Source organism: Streptomyces griseus subsp. griseus (assembly GCF_000720255.1).
Classification (GTDB): Bacteria; Actinomycetota; Actinomycetes; order Streptomycetales; family Streptomycetaceae; genus Streptomyces; species Streptomyces griseus_I.
This window is the reverse complement of the sequence record NZ_JOJE01000048.1, coordinates 1-17,160: the sequence shown is the minus strand read 5'-3', so window position 1 is coordinate 17,160 and position 17,160 is coordinate 1. Positions and strand designations below refer to the sequence as shown.

Genomic DNA, 17,160 nt, shown 5'->3' with positions numbered 1-17,160 from the left:
CTCGTCTGCGTCCAGTGTCCGCCATGCCCGCCCGAACCCCGGCACGGCGGTCCGCTGTCGCCGCCCGGCTCAGCGTCCAGGCGGCCTGAAGTGCGCGTACGGCGGATACGGCTTGTAGCAGATCAGCACCTCGAGGGGATGCCCGCCACCGGGCGTCTGGACCAGCGTGGGAAGCGCCGACATCAGCGCCGAGTGGCCCTCGTCGACCCCCTTCCGGTGCGGGCCCCGGCCCGCCGCCTCGGCCAGGTCCATCGCGATCTCGGCGAAGACGTCCCGGTCGCCGAACAGGAAGAACGTCCGGGCGTGGGTGGCGTGCCGCAACTCGTCCCGGCAGCCGGCCCGCTCCCGGCGCTCCCGCCGGGAGGCGGCGTCCCGGGCGGTGCGCGCCTCGTCGGTACGGACGGTCAGCGCGGTGCCGTTCACCAGCTTGCGCCGCAGCCGGGGCCACGCGCTGGGGCGCAGGCCGAGCGCGCGGTGGGCCAGGACGAGGTCGACGAGTTCGCCGACGCCCTCGTCGGGAGGAGCGCCGTCACGTAGGGGTATGTGGACGATCGTGTGCCGGGAGGAGGCGGCGAAGGAGAACAGGCCCGCGAGCCGGTTCAGCCCGTCGTGGTCGCCGAGCAGCAGGCCGATGGGCTCGGGGGCGCGCAGCGAGGTGTGGCGAAGGGGCTGCCCCGGCTGGACGACACGGTGCTCGTGCGGCCCGATCCAGGGCCTGAACCGGCGCAGCCTCAGCCGCATGTGAAGATCCTCATCGCCTCAGGATCGGGGCCGGCCGGCCTCCTCGGCAACGGAGAATCGTGGCCCACCGAGTCGGGTGGTGGATGAGCGGCCCACCACCCGACTCGTCCGACGCGTGAGGGTCACAGGTTGGTGATCTGCCAGTCCTGGTTGGTGCCGCCGGCGATGGGCCACTGGATGATGTTGGCGCGGTCGTCGGTCGATCCGCCGGCGACGTCGGCGCACCATCCGGTGTGGACGTTGACGAGCCGGTGGAAGCCGCTGGTGGCCGAGGGGACCAGCTTCCACCACTGGCTGTCGTCACCGCTGTCGGTGCCCTGGGTCAGGGTGGCGCCCTGGGTGGAGTTGGGGCTCTGCAGGAGCTTGCCGCTCTTGACGTTGTGCAGCCGGTAGGAGCCGTCGTTGTTCGGCAGGAGGCTCCACCGCTGGTTGGCCCCGCCGTCATAAGGCCACTGGATGACCGGGGCGCCGTCGGCGGTCGATGCGTCGGCGACGTCCATCGCCTTGGCGCTCCTGCCGTTGATGATCTTGTAGGTGCCCAGGTCCGCGCTGAAGGGCCGGTCGTAGACCTCCAGACTGCGAAGGGACGCCCAGGTGGCGGCAGGCAGGCCGGTGACGGTGACCCGGACGGTATCGTGCCTGGGCCTGGAACACGGCCGCCTGGACCTGCTCGTGCTGATGGTGGATGTGTTGTCGACGAGCACGGTCCATGTGCTGTTGTCGGTGGATCCCTCGATCTTGTAGCGGTAGTTGGTCTTGTCCAGCTCCCAGGCGATACGGGTGCCGGTCAGCGAGCGCGTCGAGCCGAGGTCGACCTTGAGCCAGTGGCCGGTGTTGCCGTCGTTCGCGCACCAGCGGGTGGCGGTGGACCCGTCGACCGCCTTGGCCGCTGTGTTGCCCTTGGGCGAACAGCCGCTGGAGTCGCACTCGGCGCCGGAACGGGGCAGGCGGCACAACTCGGAGAGGAAACCAGGAGCCTGCGCCGGCTGTACCGCGAGGCGAAGGCGGAGGGCGGTACCCTCACCGTCTACGCGGGCGGTGACACCGCGACCCAACAGGACGCCAACAAGGCCGCGTTCGAAAAGGCGTTCCCCGGCATCACGCTGGACATCGTCGTGGACTACAGCAAGTTCCACGACGCGCGCATCGACAACCAGCTCGCCACCGGCACCCTCGTGCCCGACGTCGTACAGCTCCAGACCCTCCAGGACTTCCCCCGGTGGAAGCGCGAAGGGGCGCTGCTCCCCTACAAGCCCGCCGGCTTCTCCCGGGTGCACCCCGCCTTCAAGGATCCGGACGGCGCCTGGACCGGCATCTTCGTCGACGCCTTCTCCACCGTCTACAACGTCGACAAGTCGGGCTAGAAGCCGTCGGCGTCCGCCCGTGACCTCCTCGACCCGCGTTGGAAGGGAAAGATCGTCTCGACGTACCCGAACGACGACGACGCGGTCCTCTACCTCTACAAGACCATCGTCGACACGTACGGCTGGGACTGGCTCCGGCGGTTCGTCGCCCAGGAGGTCGCCTGGGTGCGCGGTACGCAGGAACCCGCGGACCGGGTGGAGGCGGGCACCGCGTCCGTCGCCCTGGGCACCGACGGCATGCTCACCCCGGCCCCCGGAGTGAAGACCCGCTTCGTCGTCCCGCGTCACGACCCCTTCATGGCCTGGTCCCAGCGCGCCGCCATCTTCAAGGACGCCAAGCACCCGGCCGCCGCCAAGCTCTACCTGAACTGGTGGCTGTCGAAGCAGACCCAGTCCGACTTCTACATGTGGTCGGTCCGCACCGACGTCGCCGCCCACCAGGGCTACCGTCCCATCTGGGACTACCCCAACGCCCATGTGGACGGTTTCGCCGCGTTCATGGAGGACCGGTCCATGGCGGAGCGCTTCCGCCAGCAACTGACGCTCTACGTCGGTGAGGTCACCGGGGAACCGTCCCCGGGTTGGCTGGGGCTGCACCCCGGCGGCCGGTAGAACCGCGTCGGGCAGGCCGCCCGCGACACCGCGAGCGGCCTGCCTCCCCGGAGTGGGGCGGTGATGGTCGCCGTCAGCTCCGACCGACCGTACGGCGCCTGCGCGCGAAGTACACCGCGCCGGTGCCGGCCACCACGACCGCGAGACCGGCACCCGCGATGACGGGGGTGCTGCTCGACCCGCCCCTCTCGGGGGAGGCAAGAAGCAGGGGACCGGGCTCAGTGGCCCGCGCCGAACAGCGACCGGTTGGCGATGTCGATGATGAACGGGCCGACGTGGGAGGGGTAGCGGTCCACGATCGCCTTCTTGTACGCCTCGCCGTCGTCGCCGAGCAGTTCGTGGGCGTCGGCGAGGTAGCGGCGCACCGCGTCGTAGACCTCCGGTCCCGTCGGCAGGCCGTGCCCCGCCAGGATCGTGTCGTAGCCGGACTCGGCGGCGAGCGCGTCGACCACCTGCTGCCAGCCGGTGATGTCGTTGTTGCCCAGGTAGAGGTGGACGTCGTTGTAGACCAGGTCCTGCGCGACCAGAACGCCCTGCTCGGGCAGCTTGACGAGCAGTTCGTCGGCGGCCTCACCGCCGGAGACGGCCTCGAAGACGAACGGGACGCCGTCGATGACCTCGGTGCCGGGGACGAGCTCCACGGTCGGCGTGAAATCGGTGACCGGGACGACCTGGCCGGTGGGCAGGTGGCTGTCGCCGCGCGCCACGATCTGCTCGCGCACGTCGGCCAGGGCGTGGACGGGGACGCCGAAGCGGGCGGCGCCGTTGTAGTGGTCGGGGTGGGCGTGGGTGACGACGAGCCGGTCCAGCGGCTTGCCGAGCCCCGCGGCGTAGGCGACCGCCTCGTCCGCGTAGGCGGGGAGCAGTTGGGCGTCGATCGCGATGATCCGCGCGGAGGTCTCGATCAGCTGGGTGGTGGTGTGGAAGGTGTCCGCCGGGGACATGTAGCTGTGGATGCGGACCGCGCCCTTGTCGAGGACCGTGACCGTGCCGTTCATGAAATTCTCCTTGCGGTGAGCGCGGCCTCGCGCCGCCTTGACGCCCTCTACTCTCGCCGCGAAACCGCAGGCAGACGAGATACGCTGGAGACGCGGCATGGTAAATCGAGGACATTCAGGAGACCGAGATGATCCCCGCGGAGACGGTGATGACCCCCGCGGACCGTGACGCGGCAAATGACGCGGCGGATCCTTCCCGGGGCGGTGCCATCCCTCGGTTGGACTTCAACCCGCCCGAGGAACGGATCCCCGGCTTCGAGATCATCGACCTGGCCACCCTGCACGAGCGGCGCCGCCGTCGGCGCACTCGGCCGGGCGCGGTGCACCGGGTCGACTTCCACACCCTCACCCTCATCACCGAGGGCAGCGGTGAACACGCCATCGACTTCGTGACGCATCCCTGCCGTCCCGGCACCCTGCTGTGGATCCGCCCCGGACAGGTGCAGAGCTTCGTGCGGCCGGGTACTGCCGGCGGCACGCACCTGCTGTTCACGCCGGCCTTCCCGCCCCACTCCAGCAGCGCCGACCGACTGGTCAACGAGTGGTACGGGCCCGGGTGCTGGCAGCTGGGCGCCGGCCCCGAGTACGCGGTGCTGTCCACCCTGCTGGGCCAGTTGCGCGCCGAGTACGGCAGGCCGGAGCCGACGATCTCGGCCGAGATACTCCAACTCCTGCTGGCCACCGTGCTGTTGCAGGTCGACCGGCTGCCGCACCCCGACGGCGGCGGCGACCCGCACGCGGGCGGCGAGGTCTATGCCCGCTTCCGCGCCGAGCTGGAACGCTCCTACGCCACCACCCGCCGCGCCGCCGACTACGCCCACCGCCTCGGCTACACCGTCAAGACCCTCACCCGCGCCTGCGTTTCCGCCACCGGACAGCCCGTCAAGCACGTCATCGACGGCCGCGTAGCCCTGGAGGCCCAGCGGCTGCTCGCCCACACCGACGAACCGGTGGCGACCATCGCCCGCCGCCTGGGCTTCCCCGAACCCACCAACTTCGGCAAGTTCTTCACCCGCCACACCGGCTCGACCCCCGGTACCTTCCGCCAGACCCATCACGGTCAGCAATGAACGAGGAGCTGCCCCGAGCGGTGAGACGGTGATCCGGCCGTGGACGATGCCACGACCGGCGTGGGGGATGATCGGTGGACGGACGGGGGGCAGGACGGAAGGGGCGCCAGAACTGTGGACGAGCAGGCGGAGATCTCGACGCCGGAGGAGGCCGCTGACAACGAGCTGGTCCTCGCCTTCGGTCGGTTGCAGGGGGCTGCGAACCGGCTGGAGTACCTTCTCGGCCGGGCTCTGGAGGCGGAGTGTGGTGTCAGTCATCTGGTGTTCGAGGTGCTGCTCATCCTGGGCCGGGCGGGGAAGCCGGGGCTGTCGATGCGGGCCATCGCCCAGGAGCAGGTGCTGACCACCGGAGGGGCGACACGCCTGGTGGACCGCATGGAGGCGGCCGGGCTGGTGGCGCGCGTCGAGGATCCCGCTGACCGGCGGGCGAAGCTCGTGTGCCTCACCCCGCAGGGGGAGCGGACCACCGTCGCGGCGTCGCGGGTGCACGTGGAGAACATCAGGCGCTATTTCCTGGCGCCCCTGCCGGTCGAGGAGCGGGACGGCTTCGCCGAGAACCTCCGCCGCCTGAGCCACTCGGCCCGGGACATGCTTCCCAGGCTGCCCTGACGACACTCGCCGTCAGTGGTCCCGAGCGGCACGGCCCCGGGCGAGGCCCAGGTGTCCTCGCCCGGGGCCGCTCCGGCCCTGTCAGCGCTTCGTGTAGATGAAGCCGAGCTTGTCGACCTCGCCGGCGGCCCGCCCGTGGAACCCGGCGATCTGCCAGCCCGACGGCGCGGTGCGCGTCAGACAGTCGGACGTGGTGGTCCCGCCGGACAGGCTGTTGCCGAGGTTCGTGCTGAACTTGGCGTAGAAGACGCGCGTGCGGCCGTCCTTCTGGCCTTGGCACAGTTGGGCTGAGGTGATGTACTCCCCGCTGCCCAGCGTCAGGGACGACACCGTGCCGCCGGTTCCGCCGTGGGTGAGGGTCCTGCCGTTGCCGAGCGTCAGGCCGACGCCGTCGAGGCGGGAGCCGCTGCGCAAGGAGAGGGTGACGGGGCGGGCTCCCGCCGGTACGGCGTCGATGTCGGTGTAGTAGTCGCCGTGCGGTCCGCCGAACTGGTCACTGAGCTGGAAGTCGGCGTTGCGCGCCCAGGTGAACGCCACCTTGATCGGGTCGTGGTCGGAGAGCATCAGCCCGTCACCGGTGAGGAACTTGGCGTGCTCGTTGTTGTACGAGGTCGCCTGGAGGGAAACGAGCTTGCTGCCGCGGTAGAGGACCTTGTCGACGACCTCGCAGGTGTTGGGCACCGTGGGCCCGGTCTGGTCGCAGACCAGGGCGTCGCTGCCCTTCGCGGGCGGTGTGCCGCCGCGGATGAGCTGAACCCACGGGTCGGTCAGGCCGTTGGCCGCGGCGAACTCGGCGATGGTGTCACCGGAGCGGGTGTAGCGGGTATTGGTGTCGCCCATGACGACGACGGCGTTTCCGGCCGAGTGGGTCTTGATGAAGGCCGTCAGCTGGTTGAGGTTGTCCGCCCGCGAGGCCAGGTCGCCGTCGTTCGTGCCGGCGTTGGTGTGGAGGTTGTAGAAGTCGACGTACACGCCTTCGGCGAGGCGCTCGCGCATGAAGCTGAACCCCTTGGGCGTGAGACAGTCGCCGGAGTCGAACTGGCAGGAGTTCCAGCGCACCCGCTCGAAGTCGTCGGTGTCGTAGGGGATGCCCGACATGGTGTTGAGTCCGCTGCCGATACCGGCTCCGCCGCTGGTCGGGGTGCGGTAGGGGTGCGTGTCGGTGGCGTAGAGGTAGGCGTGGTAGTTGAAGTCTTCCTGGACGTTGACCACGTCGTAGCCGCCGGTCCGGCTGCCGATGGTCGTCGTGCTCGACTGGCGCGGAGTGGGGGCGCTGGAAATGCTTTCCGGCAGCCCGGCGACGTTGTAGGAGAGGACGCTGAAGGACCCGGAGGTGGTGTCCGCGGCGGCGGGAGGCGCGTTCGTGAGGAACCCGGCGAACACGGCTGACGCCGCTGCGAGGCAGGTGAGTAGACGGCGCATGGAGCGGAACTCCTGAGAACGGGGAGTGGAGGGCCGGAACTTACCGCGAGTAACACAATCTTGTCACCGGTTGCGTCAAGAGCGGCCGATCGCGCGATCCTGTTCACGGTCTTGACGGGGACAGTTCAACTGCGTACATATGTCTGCGCAGTCATGGCGGCGCAGTCATACGCCCGACGGCTTCTTCGAGGAGGAACCATGAGAAGAAGTAGGACACGCAGGGCGTTGGGCACCTTCGCCGCGGCGTCCGCGTTGCTCGCGGTGCCGGCCGCCGGCGCCCAGGCCTACAACCCGACGGGCGGGACCCTCTACCGACTCGGCAACGAGCCATGCCTGAAGGGGCGGGGCAACTGCGCCGTCTACCCGAAGTCGGCACAGTTGCCGAGCGGGCGCCTGGTCGCGTCGTTCGAGAAGGCCACCGTCGTGCCCAGGACGGGAAGCGCCGACGGGGAGACCCTCCCCGTCTACAAGAGCGACGACCGCGGAACGACCTGGCAGGCGCTGTCCGAGGTCAAGGCGCCGGCGTACCTGTCAACCGACCCCGAGTACGCCAAGTACACGAGCAACTGGACGAACCCGTACCTGTACGTGCTTCCGCAGAGCGTCGGGAACCTGAAGGCGGGCACGCTGCTGCTCGCGAGTGTGGTGTCCGGCGACGACCACTACTACAAGGAACACAAGGCGGCCGACCCCGACTGGAGGCCGTCCAACGACGGTGACCGCAGCGATCTGGCGATCGCCCTGTACTCCAGCGCGGACGACGGCCGCACCTGGAAGGTCGTCAACGTCATCACGACCGGCGGCTGGCAGGGCGGCAGCGCGGGCGCGGTCGGCCAGGACGCGGCGGTGTCCGACCCGGCAGACGCGGACCCGCACGCGAACGTGACCGGCCGGGTCTACCTGCTCACGTCCGGCGGGAAGGTCACGGACCTGGGCCCGGTCGCCTTCGACCAGAAGCAGAAGGGCAGCGTGACACTGCCGAGGACGATCGCGGCCGGAACCCCGTTCAAGATCGCCGTGGTCTTCGACGAGACGCCTTTGATCTGGGATTCGGCGACCGCGCGGTGACCATACGGTGAGCGGAGGCGGGGTGGACCGGCGAGCCGGTTCACCCCGCCTCCTGTCTGATGCTGTGCCGTGCGGGCCGGTGCCGGGTGGGTGTGGCGACAGTCACCCGATCATGGAAATATCTGACGCATCAGGTACTGTTGTGTCAGGTGAAACGCCCGCAGCAGGCGGGCACCGCACCGTCTTGCCGAGGTCCTCAATGAAGCTCGTCTACGTTTTCGACGCCTATTGCGGCTGGTCGCACGGGTTCTCCTCCACACTGCGCGAGGTGGCCTCCCTGCACCCGGAACTCGCGGTGGACGTGATCTCCGGCGGCCTGTTCACCGGTGAACGGCGCGTACCGATCCGCGAGTTCGGCTACGTCCAGGGCGCGAACGCGCGAATCGCCGAGCTGACCGGCGCCGAGTTCGGCGACGCCTACGAGCGGCTGATCGCCGACGGCTCGTTCGTGATGGACTCGGAGGCCGCCGCCCGCGGTGTGGCCGCCCTGCGCCAGGTCGCCCCCGAACGCGCGGCCGAGCTGGCCACCCTCGCGCAGCGCGCCTTCTACGTCGACGGCCTCAGCCTCTCCGAGACCGCCACCTACCGGAAGATCGCCGAGCAGCACGGCCTGGACGCGGACGCCGTCGCCGCCGCCTTCGAAGCGCCCGAGGCCCGGGCGGCGGCCGAAGCCGACTTCGCACGCGCCGCCGCGCTGGGCGTCGACGGCTTCCCCACCCTTCTCGCCGTCGACGGCGGCCGCGCGGCCGCCCTGGCACGCGGCCAGGCCACCACCGACGACGTGCAGCGGCGGCTCGCGGCCCTCACCGGGCCCCGCAGCACCTCTTGATCCTCCCGATCCGTCCCCGACCCACCAAGGAACCGCCATGAGCACCCTGTCCTTCAAGGTCCTCGACCTGGACTTCCCCGCCGGCAGCAAGAACAAGACCGCCACGCTCGTCACCGGCGAGAACGATGCCCTGCTGGTCGACGCCGCCTTCACCCGCGCCGACGGTCACCGCCTGGCCGCCGAGATCCTCGACTCCGGCAAGAAGCTGACCACCGTTTTCGTCAGCCACGGCGACCCCGACTTCTACTTCGGCGCCGAGGTCCTCGCCGACGCCTTCCCGGAGGCGAAGTTCGTCGCCACTCCGATCGTCATCGAGCACATCGAGCACTCCTACGCGGGCAAGCTCAAGGCCTGGGAGGCCCTGGGCCCGAACCTCCCCACCCGGCTGGTCGACCTCGAGCCCCTGACCGGCGACCTCACCCTCGAAGGCCACCGCTTCGAGCTCAAGGGCGGCCCGGCCGCACTGCCCGACCGCCACTACCTCTGGCAGGCCGAGCACCGCGCCCTCCTCGGTGGTGTCCTGCTCTTCCAGCAGGAGCACGTCTGGGTCGCCGACACCCCCGCCCCCGGCGACCGTGAGGCCTGGATCGACCTGCTGGACGAGATGGCCGCCCTCCGGCCGGAGCTGGTCGTGCCCGGCCACCGCCTGCCCGACGCGCCCGCCGACGCCTCCGCCATCACCGCCACCCGCGACTACCTGCTCGCCTTCGAGGAGGAGCTCGGCAAGGCGGCCGACGGCGCCGCGCTGACCGAGGCCCTCGTCCAGCGCTACCCCGACAACGGCATGCTGATCGCCGCCCAGATCGGCGCGAAGGTCGCCAAGGGCGAGATGAAGTGGGGCTGACCCAAGTGCCGCACGAGAACACCGACTTCGCGACCTCCACCGCTCCCGCCGACGTGGTGCGCCGTCAGTACCTGGCCTCCGCGGCCGGCGACCTGGAGGCGCTGCGGGCCACCCTCGCCCCGGACGTGGAGTGGACGGAAATGGCGGGCTTCCCCCTCGCCGGCACCTACCGCACCCCCGAGGGCGTGACGTCGAACGTCATGGAGCAGCTCGGCCAGGACTGGGACGGCTGGACCGCCCACGACGACACCTACGTCGTCGACGGCGAGAACGTCGTCGTCCTCGCCCGCTACACCGCGACCAACAAGGCGACCGGCAAGCCGATCGACGTCCGCGTCGCGCACCACTTCGTCGTACGCGGCGGACTCGTCGTCCGCTTCGAGCAGTTCGTCGACACCGCCCTCGTCCGGGACGCCATGACCGCCTGACCTCCCGCACCACCGCCGTACGCCGCGCCCACGGGTCGCGGCGTACGGCCCGCATTCAGCTCTTCGGCCCGCTGCGTGCGCGGCTCACCGCCGATCTGCCACTCCTGGTTTCGGCCTCCTGTTTCCTCCGTGAGTACGCTCAGCCAGGCAGCGGCTGCTCCGCCCAGATCGTCTTGCCCGTGGGTGTCTGCCGGCTGCCCCAACGCTCCGCGAGCTGGGCGACCAGCAGCAGTCCGCGCCCGCCCTCGTCGAAGGTGCGGGCCCGTCGCAGGTGCGGGGCGGTGTGGGTGCCGTCGGACACCTCGCAGATGAGAGCGTCGCTGCGGATGAGGCGGAGCTGGATCGGGGACCGGCCGTAACGGATGGCGTTGGTGACCAGTTCGCTGACGATCAGCTCGGTGGAGAAGGTCAGCTCGTCCAGGCCCCACTCGTTGAGCTGGTCGTCCGTCATCTTGCGTGCCCCGGCGACAGCCGCGGGGTCCGGGGGCAGCTGCCAGGTGTGCACGTGGTTGTGGTCGAGCGCGGACGTCCGCGCCAGGATCAGGACGATGTCGTCGGCCGGAGCGGCGGGCATCACCTTGCGGACCACGCGGTCGCAGGCTTCCTCCAGGTCGGGGGCCGGACTGCTCAGCGCGTCGTGCAACAGATCGAGTCCGACGTCGATGTCCCGATCGGCGGTCTCGATCAGACCGTCGGTGTAGAGGGCGAGCAGGCTGCCCTCGTCGAGGGTGACCTCGACGGCCTCGAACGGCAGACCGCCCAGGCCGAGCGGTGGTCCGGCGGGCAGGTCCAGGAAGAGCACGGTGCCGTCAGGAGTCACCAGGGCGGGCGGCGGATGCCCGGCCCGCGCCAGCTGGCACCGACGGGAGACCGGGTCGTACACGGCGTACAGGCAGGTGGCGCCGACCTCCCCCGATGACTCGTCCGCCGGGCGCCGCGCATCCGGCCCCTCCTCCCGGTCGAGGCGGATGACGAGGTCGTCCAGCTGGGTGAGCAGCTCGTCGGGGGCGAGATCGACGTCGGCGAGGGTGTGGACGGCTGTCCGCAGGCGGCCCATGGTGGCCGAGGCGTGGATACCGTGGCCCACCACGTCACCCACCACCAGGGCGACCCGCTCCCCGGACAGCGGGATGGCGTCGAACCAGTCCCCGCCGACACCGCTCGCGGAACCGGCCGGCAGATACCGGTACGCCAGGTCCAACGCGGCCACGACCGGCAGGCGGTCCGGCAACAGGCTGCGCTGGAGGGCGAGCGCGGTCCGGCGCTCGTGGGTGTAGCGGCGGGCGTTGTCCACACTGACGGCCGCCCTGGCGGCGAGCTCCTCGGCGAGCAGCAGGTCGTCGTCGCCGAAGGGCTCCGGCGTACGGTGGCGCACCAGGTGCAGCAGACCCAGGGTGACCCCTCGTGCCCGCAGCGGCACCAACAGCACCGAGTGCATGCCGTGCCGTCGCACGGTTTCCGCGCGCTGTGGGGAGATGGCCAGCCAGTCCCGCAGCACGGGGTCACCCATACGGTGCCGGGTGCCACGTCCGGTGAGCAGCGCCCGGGCCGGCGGGGAGCCCGGTGGGCAGATGCCCGTTCTGCCCACCGGGACCACGGCCTCCGGGCAGCCGGGAAGCACCGAGTCATGTGCCGAACGGCGGAAGACGACCGGTTCGGTGGGCGACATCGGCTCGGGCTCGTCGCCTCGTACGACGGACTCGAGCAGGTCCACGGCGACAAAATCGGCGAACCCCCCTACCGCCGCCGCGGCCAGTTCCTCGGCGGTCCGGGTCACGTCGAGCGTGCTGCCGATGCGCAGACCGGCGTCGTTGAGTACTTCCAGGCGGCGCCGGGCCCAGTACTGCTCGGTGGTGTCGATGACCAGCGCCGACAGCCCCTGCACGGTGCCGCTCTCGTCCTTCAGGGGGGTGAGGAAGACAGACCAGGCATGATCGTGGACCTCGCCGAGCGCACGACCGGGCCGCTCCTCGCGGTGGATCATCTCACCGGTGCGCAGGACCTGCCGCTGCAGGCGATCGATCTCCTCATGGGCCGGCTGGATCTCGGGCAGGGTCCGGCCCCTCATCTCCGCTTCCGTCATTCCCATGGCCCGGCTCATGGTCTGGTTGCAGGCGACGAACCGGGCGTCGGGACCGTAGATCGCCACGGGCAGCGGGAGCTGCGCGAGCGTCCGGCCCCACAGGGCCGCCGTTTCGGCGGTGGCGGGCCCGGAGGGGTACGTCGGCGCCGCACCGGTTACGAGCCAGAGGGGCCTGGCGTCCGCGTCCGCCAGTGGCGTCCCCCGCAACCGCGCGGTGACGCGGTCGCCGTCCCGGTGCAGCAGCGCCACGTCGCTCGTCCAGGCCGTACCGGCGGACAGGTGGCGCCGGGTGGCGAGGGGCAGGTCCGCGGCGAGCAGGTCGGCGGCAGGTCGGCCCACGACCTCGTCGGCCCCGTATCCCAGCAGCTCGCGGGCCCCGGAGCTCCACACCATGATCCTCGCCCTGGCATCGACGACCACGGCGAAGTCCTCGGGCATTCCTGCGCCTCGCGATGCCCCGGTGATGACGGACTCGTTGTCCATGGGGTCCCATCCTCGTTCTGCTGTGACTCCCGTACGCGCTCAGCGCACGCCACAGGCACTGCCTCCAGCATCCTGCCGCTCCGCGCGCGGCTCAACCGACCGGACGCCGGGCATAGCAGAGGGACGGTGCCGGCTTGTGTCGCCGGCACCGTCCCCGCAGGTCATTGACCTCCTTCAGGGGTCAGTCCACGTTCACCATCTTCCACAGCTGGGTGTCGGCGCCCGTGTCCGTCGACTGGACGAGCTGAGTGCCTCCCGAGGACACGGTGAGCAGGTCGTTGCTGTTCACGTTCTTGATCTTGTAGTAGCCGTTTCCGGTGACGACCAGTGTCCAGCGCTGGTTCGCGACGTTGTTGTCGGACGACTGGACGATGTTCGCGCCGTCCGTGGTGACGCCACCGCTGACGTCCATCAGCAGGCCGCTGTTCCGGCTGACGATCTCGTAGCTGCCGTCACCCACCGGGGCGAAGACCCAGTTCTGGTTCACGGCTCCGCTGTCGCTCCACTGGATGACGTTGGCTCCGGCGGACATCGATGCGCCCGAGACGTCGACCGCCTTGGAACTGCCCTTGTTGACGATCTTGTAGTTGGCGTTCGTCGCCGGGAACCCGATGGAGGCGAACGCGTCCACCGCGCAGACAGTGCCGGAAGAGGCGGCGTTCTTCGTGCCGGTGCACACCACCCTGATCGTGTGGGGGCCCGCCGCGAGGTCCGTCTTCTCGAACAGCGGCACCTGCTTCGTCACCGTCGAGCCATAGGCGTCGATGCCCGCCTGGGCGAGGGTGCCGTCGATGTAGACATCCACCTTGCCCATGTTCGGCTGCGTCATGCTGAGGTACCGGACGCCCGAGCCGGTGAACGAGAACTCGGCGTAGTTGCCCGCGGTGCTCGTGAACTTCTCGGACCCGTTCATGTCCTTGGTGTCGTTCCAGTTCGACCACGTGCCGGAGTAGGTCACCCCGGCCGCCTTGTCGTCGACGTGGTTCCAGCGCTGCCGCACGAGCGCCTTCGACGCGGCGGAGGCGTTCCCCTGGGCGTCGACGATGTAGAGGCGGTAGTCACCGGCGGCCTGCGGGACGTTGATGCTGGTCGCGGTGCCGCTCGCGCTGGTCATGGTGGGACCGGCGGTGAACGTCGTCGTACCGGAGGGAGCCAGCCAGAGTGTCCTGGTCGAGTCTCCCGGGCTGCGCACCGGAATGGTCACATCACCCTTGCCGGTGAAGACGCCGGTGGGCAGCGCGTAGTCCTGAAGAGTCGTGTCGGCGGCGGGGATGATGTCCTTGTAGGCGTTTTCCAGGCCCGCGTTCACGGCGATGCCGTACGCCTGCGACGGCCACACGTTGTCCCGGTACACGCGCACATCGTTGATGGTGCTGCTCGTGACGCTCTTGCTGAAGATCGTGTTGCGGGGGCCGTAGTTGTTGGTGACGGTCAGGTTGTTCTGCCGTCCCCAGGTGCCGGTGTTCATGACCCACATGACGTTCGGGTCCACGTCGAGGACGTTGTCGTGCTCGTTGATGTAGGCGGAGCCCTCGTCGGGGTGGATCCCGTACCGGTGGCCGGCCGGCTCACCCTGGATGAAGTTGTTGCTGATCTCGGTGCTCGGCTGTTTGCCCAGCGTGTAGATGGGAGCGGAGTCCCCGAGCACCTGCATGGTGTTGAGGAGCTCGTTGTACTTGACGGTGTTGTTCCTCGCCGTCGTGGTCGGGGACCCGGGATAGATGACGTTGGAGTTCGACGTCCCGTCGAAGTTGTCCCATCCCCAGCCGAGCGTGATGCCCGCCCACGGGGACTTCTCGATCCGGTTGTGCTCCAGGTCAAGGGTGTCGACGAAGTACGCCGACACAGGGCTGGAACCCTGGAACAGGACCGCGCTGTCGTAGAGGTAGTTGTCCGTGACGGTGATGTTCTTGCAGACGCCCTCGACACTCACCGGGTACTTCTCGTGCGGGTCGTTCGGGTCGGGGTCCGCGCTCCCGATGTACACGTGCTGGGGGTGTCCCACGGTGAGGGCGGATCCGGCGACGTCATTGGTGAAGTTGCCGGTCAACTGCGAGTCCGTCACGTCGTTGGCCAGGGTGATCCCGTCGGCGCCGGTGTGCTGCACCGTGTCGCGCTGGAGGACGATCCCGTCGGCGCTCTCGATCTGGACGGCCGCGGGCGGCAGGTCGACATTGCGGTACGAGTAGGCGTGGAAGTTCTGCCTCGTGTACACGTTCGCGCTGGCGTTGCCCTGCTGGCCCTGCCGGAACACGGAACCCGCCACATTGGTCAGATTCCAGTCGGAGTGCTCGACCGTGAGACCGGAGAGGGTGATGTTCTTCGCGTGGTCGCTCGTGGACGTGCCGGCGATCTTGATGATGGTGGACACGTTGTTCGGCGCGAAGACCTGCGCCGTCGTCATGTCGTCGGAGCTGGACTTGTAGTAGTACACCGTGTGGGTGGACTTGTCGTAGTAGAACTCGCCCGGCTGGTCCAGGAACTCGTACGCGTTCATGAACGTCTGGGTACCGGTGGCCTGGAAGTTGGCGTTGTATGCGGCCTGGGCTATCGCCGCGCCCGGCTCCTGGAGCTTGGCCACGCGGTTGGCGCCGTCCGAGCTCGTGGTGATCTGGCTGACACCCACGATCGCCGTGGTCCAGGTCGTCGCCGTCTTGATCTCGACGTCGTCCTGGTTGGACGCGATGGCGGGCAGGTCGGAGAGGTTGTACTTGATCTGGTCGCACGTCGTCTTCGGCGAGTCCCAGGCCCAGGAAGGCTGGGGGCTCGGGAAGCTGTAATTCGCGTAGCAGCCTGCCGAGTTGATCGTCTTCGAGGCCATCTGGGCGCGCTTGCCGTTGACGTAGAGGGCGCGGAGCTTGTTGTCGCGGTTGAGGGTGGCCTTCCAGATGTTCCCGCTCTGCTGTGTCCAGCCGGTCACCTGAACGCCTCCGTCCAGGACCGGCTTCTCGCCCGGGTAGGCGGCGTAGACGATTCGGTGCCCGTTCGTGCCGGAGTCGGCCGAGGTGAAGTTGATGGTGCTGCTCACCGGGTAGGTGCCGCCCCGGAGAAAGACGTTGATGTCTCCGGTCATGTTGTTGTTGACCGTGCGCACGACGTCCCGGGCGTGCTGCAGGGTCTTGAACGGCGCCGTGATCGTCCCGGAGTTGGCGTCGTTACCGTTGGGGGCGACGTAGTACGTCGCCTGGGTCGTGGCCGAGGCCGGGGTCGGCGTCGAGAGGGTTGTCAGCAGCGCGGCGGTGACCCCCACCGCGAGCGCGGCGGACACCTTGCGGACGGGGGAGATGACTGTCTTCATCTGCCCCTCCTGCTGGTTCGTACGGTCGAGCAGGCGTTCATACGGCGGCTCCGTGCATGTTCGCGGTGCGGTAGACGCGGATCTTTCATCAGGCCCGGTCCCCAGGGCTTCGGGGCCGGGAGCGGGTGCGCACCGTCAGCAACGGTGCCGACTCATTCGTGACGGGGGAGCGGCGGGCGTAATCGGTCGGGCGGGCGGTGGCAGGCGCTCGCGGCGCCGTCGAAACGCGTGTCCATCACCTGATCAGCCCCTGGCACCGGAGGTCGTCCCAGAGCGACTCGGAGACGGTGCTTCGGTGGAGTGCCACGTTCCGTGTCACTTGTTCCCGGTCTCGCATGCCGAGGGTGACATTGACGATGCCGGGGTGTGTACGGGGGAAGGCGATCGCGGCGGCGGGGAGGGTCGTGCCGTGACCGGCGCAGACGTCGGCGATGGCGCGGGCGCGGGCGACCAGCGTGGGCGGGGCGTCCTGGTAGTCGTATTTCATGCCTTCGTCGGGCCGGTCCTGGGAGAGCAAACCGGAGTTGAAGACGCCGACCGCGACGACGCTCTTGCCTTGTTCCTCCGCGGCGGGCAGGACGTCGTCCAGGGCGGACTGGTCGAGGAGGGTGTAGCGTCCGGCGAGCATGACCACGTCGGCGGCGGTTTCGCGCAGGAAGCGGGCGAGCATGGCGGACTGGTTCATGCCGGCGCCGATCGCGCCGATGACTCCTTGGTCGCGCAGTTCGGCGAGGGTGGGCATGGCCTCGTCGGCGGCTTGCCTCCAGTGGTCGTCGGGGTCGTGGAGGTAGACGACGTCGAGGTGGTCCAGCCCGGTGCGTTCCAGGGATGCCTCGATGGAGCGCAGAACGCCGTCGCGGCTGAAGTCCCACTGGCGGCGCAGGTCGTCGCGCACGGCGAAGCCCTCGGTGTCGGCGCCTCGCGGATGCTCGTTGGGGACGAGCAGCCGGCCGACCTTGGAGGAGATGACGTACTCCCCGCGCGGACGGTCCCGCAGGGCGGCTCCCAGGCGGCGTTCGGAGAGGCCGAGCCCGTAGTGGGGCGCCGTGTCGAAGTACCGGACGCCGGCCTCCCAGGCGGCGTCGACCGCGCCGGTCGCGTCCTCGCTGGGAGTGACCCGGTACAGGTTGCCGATGACCGAGGCTCCGAAGCCGAGTTCCGTGAGGGAGACGGACGTGTTCTTGATCTGCCGTTGTCGCATGACGTCTGTGCCGGTCATCTGCCGAGCCATCCGCCGTCGACGGGGAGGAGGACGCCGTGGATGTAGGCGGCGGCGTCGGAGGCGAGGAAGACGGTGGCGCCGGCGAGGTC

At 69.5% G+C, this 17,160-nt stretch carries 13 protein-coding genes and 3 pseudogenes; 7 read left to right on the top strand and 9 right to left on the bottom strand.

Annotation, left to right across the window (positions count from 1 at the left end; all coding sequences use genetic code 11):
• Positions 1 to 69 precede the first annotated feature (69 nt).
• Positions 70 to 741, bottom strand: a complete 672-nt coding sequence (locus IG99_RS37720; RefSeq protein ID WP_037682414.1) for a hypothetical protein — start codon at positions 739 to 741, stop codon at positions 70 to 72.
• A 122-nt stretch (positions 742 to 863) separates the two neighbouring features.
• The gene (locus tag IG99_RS48225) at positions 864 to 1,697 is read right to left on the bottom strand and encodes an RICIN domain-containing protein (RefSeq protein WP_234312089.1); all 834 of its coding nucleotides are present in this window, start codon (positions 1,695 to 1,697) and stop codon (positions 864 to 866) included.
• 21 nt (positions 1,698 to 1,718) lie between these two features.
• Here IG99_RS48225 and IG99_RS52170 point away from each other — a divergent pair.
• Positions 1,719 to 2,717: pseudogene (locus IG99_RS52170) on the top strand (ABC transporter substrate-binding protein).
• 73 nt (positions 2,718 to 2,790) lie between these two features.
• Here the strand turns inward: IG99_RS52170 and IG99_RS51810 are convergent.
• The gene (locus IG99_RS51810; RefSeq protein WP_324606165.1) at positions 2,791 to 2,925 is read right to left on the bottom strand and encodes an LAETG motif-containing sortase-dependent surface protein; all 135 of its coding nucleotides are present in this window, start codon (positions 2,923 to 2,925) and stop codon (positions 2,791 to 2,793) included.
• Positions 2,926 to 2,935: 10 nt separating this feature from the next.
• Positions 2,936 to 3,715, bottom strand: coding sequence for an MBL fold metallo-hydrolase (locus IG99_RS37705; RefSeq protein ID WP_037682412.1), 780 nt, complete (start codon positions 3,713 to 3,715; stop codon positions 2,936 to 2,938).
• A gap of 128 nt (positions 3,716 to 3,843) precedes the next feature.
• On the opposite strand from IG99_RS37705, the gene IG99_RS37700 reads away from it, so the two are divergent.
• Both IG99_RS37700 and IG99_RS51535 read left to right on the top strand, forming a co-directional pair.
• Positions 3,844 to 4,785, top strand: a complete 942-nt coding sequence (locus IG99_RS37700) for an AraC family transcriptional regulator (RefSeq protein WP_234312088.1) — start codon at positions 3,844 to 3,846, stop codon at positions 4,783 to 4,785.
• Positions 4,786 to 4,899: 114 nt separating this feature from the next.
• Positions 4,900 to 5,394, top strand: coding sequence for a MarR family winged helix-turn-helix transcriptional regulator (locus tag IG99_RS51535; protein WP_037682516.1), 495 nt, complete (start codon positions 4,900 to 4,902; stop codon positions 5,392 to 5,394).
• Positions 5,395 to 5,475: 81 nt separating this feature from the next.
• Here IG99_RS51535 and IG99_RS37690 read toward each other — a convergent pair whose 3' ends face one another.
• Positions 5,476 to 6,816: a jacalin-like lectin gene (locus IG99_RS37690; RefSeq protein ID WP_037682411.1), complete on the bottom strand. Its 1,341-nt coding sequence runs from the start codon at positions 6,814 to 6,816 to the stop codon at positions 5,476 to 5,478.
• 198 nt (positions 6,817 to 7,014) lie between these two features.
• Here IG99_RS37690 and IG99_RS37685 point away from each other — a divergent pair.
• The 4 genes and pseudogenes from IG99_RS37685 to IG99_RS37670 form a co-directional block, all read left to right on the top strand.
• Positions 7,015 to 7,663 (top strand): annotated as a pseudogene (locus tag IG99_RS37685) (sialidase family protein); the annotation flags it as partial.
• A 420-nt stretch (positions 7,664 to 8,083) separates the two neighbouring features.
• On the top strand, positions 8,084 to 8,713 hold the full coding sequence (locus IG99_RS37680; RefSeq protein ID WP_037682410.1) for a DsbA family protein: 630 nt from the start codon (positions 8,084 to 8,086) through the stop codon (positions 8,711 to 8,713).
• 37 nt (positions 8,714 to 8,750) lie between these two features.
• Positions 8,751 to 9,557 (top strand): MBL fold metallo-hydrolase, encoded by an 807-nt coding sequence (locus IG99_RS37675; RefSeq protein WP_037682409.1) that lies wholly within the window; start codon positions 8,751 to 8,753, stop codon positions 9,555 to 9,557.
• Entirely contained in the window at positions 9,548 to 9,985 is a 438-nt protein-coding gene (locus tag IG99_RS37670; RefSeq protein ID WP_037682408.1) for a nuclear transport factor 2 family protein, read from the top strand. The genes IG99_RS37675 and IG99_RS37670 overlap by 10 nt, the downstream gene beginning before the upstream one ends.
• A 139-nt stretch (positions 9,986 to 10,124) precedes the next feature.
• On the opposite strand, the gene IG99_RS37665 is transcribed toward IG99_RS37670, so the two are convergent.
• From IG99_RS37665 to IG99_RS48215, 4 genes and pseudogenes are all read right to left on the bottom strand, one after another.
• Positions 10,125 to 12,551: a SpoIIE family protein phosphatase gene (locus IG99_RS37665; RefSeq protein ID WP_037682407.1), complete on the bottom strand. Its 2,427-nt coding sequence runs from the start codon at positions 12,549 to 12,551 to the stop codon at positions 10,125 to 10,127.
• 181 nt (positions 12,552 to 12,732) lie between these two features.
• Complete coding sequence (locus tag IG99_RS37660; RefSeq protein ID WP_037682405.1) at positions 12,733 to 15,849, bottom strand: RICIN domain-containing protein; 3,117 nt, start codon at positions 15,847 to 15,849, stop codon at positions 12,733 to 12,735.
• Positions 15,850 to 16,084: 235 nt separating this feature from the next.
• Positions 16,085 to 17,050 carry an aldo/keto reductase gene (locus tag IG99_RS37655; RefSeq protein WP_037682512.1) on the bottom strand — a complete coding sequence of 322 codons (966 nt, stop codon included), beginning with the start codon at positions 17,048 to 17,050 and terminating at the stop codon, positions 16,085 to 16,087.
• Positions 17,051 to 17,064: 14 nt separating this feature from the next.
• A pseudogene (locus IG99_RS48215) lies at positions 17,065 to 17,160 on the bottom strand (2-deoxy-D-gluconate 3-dehydrogenase); the annotation flags it as partial.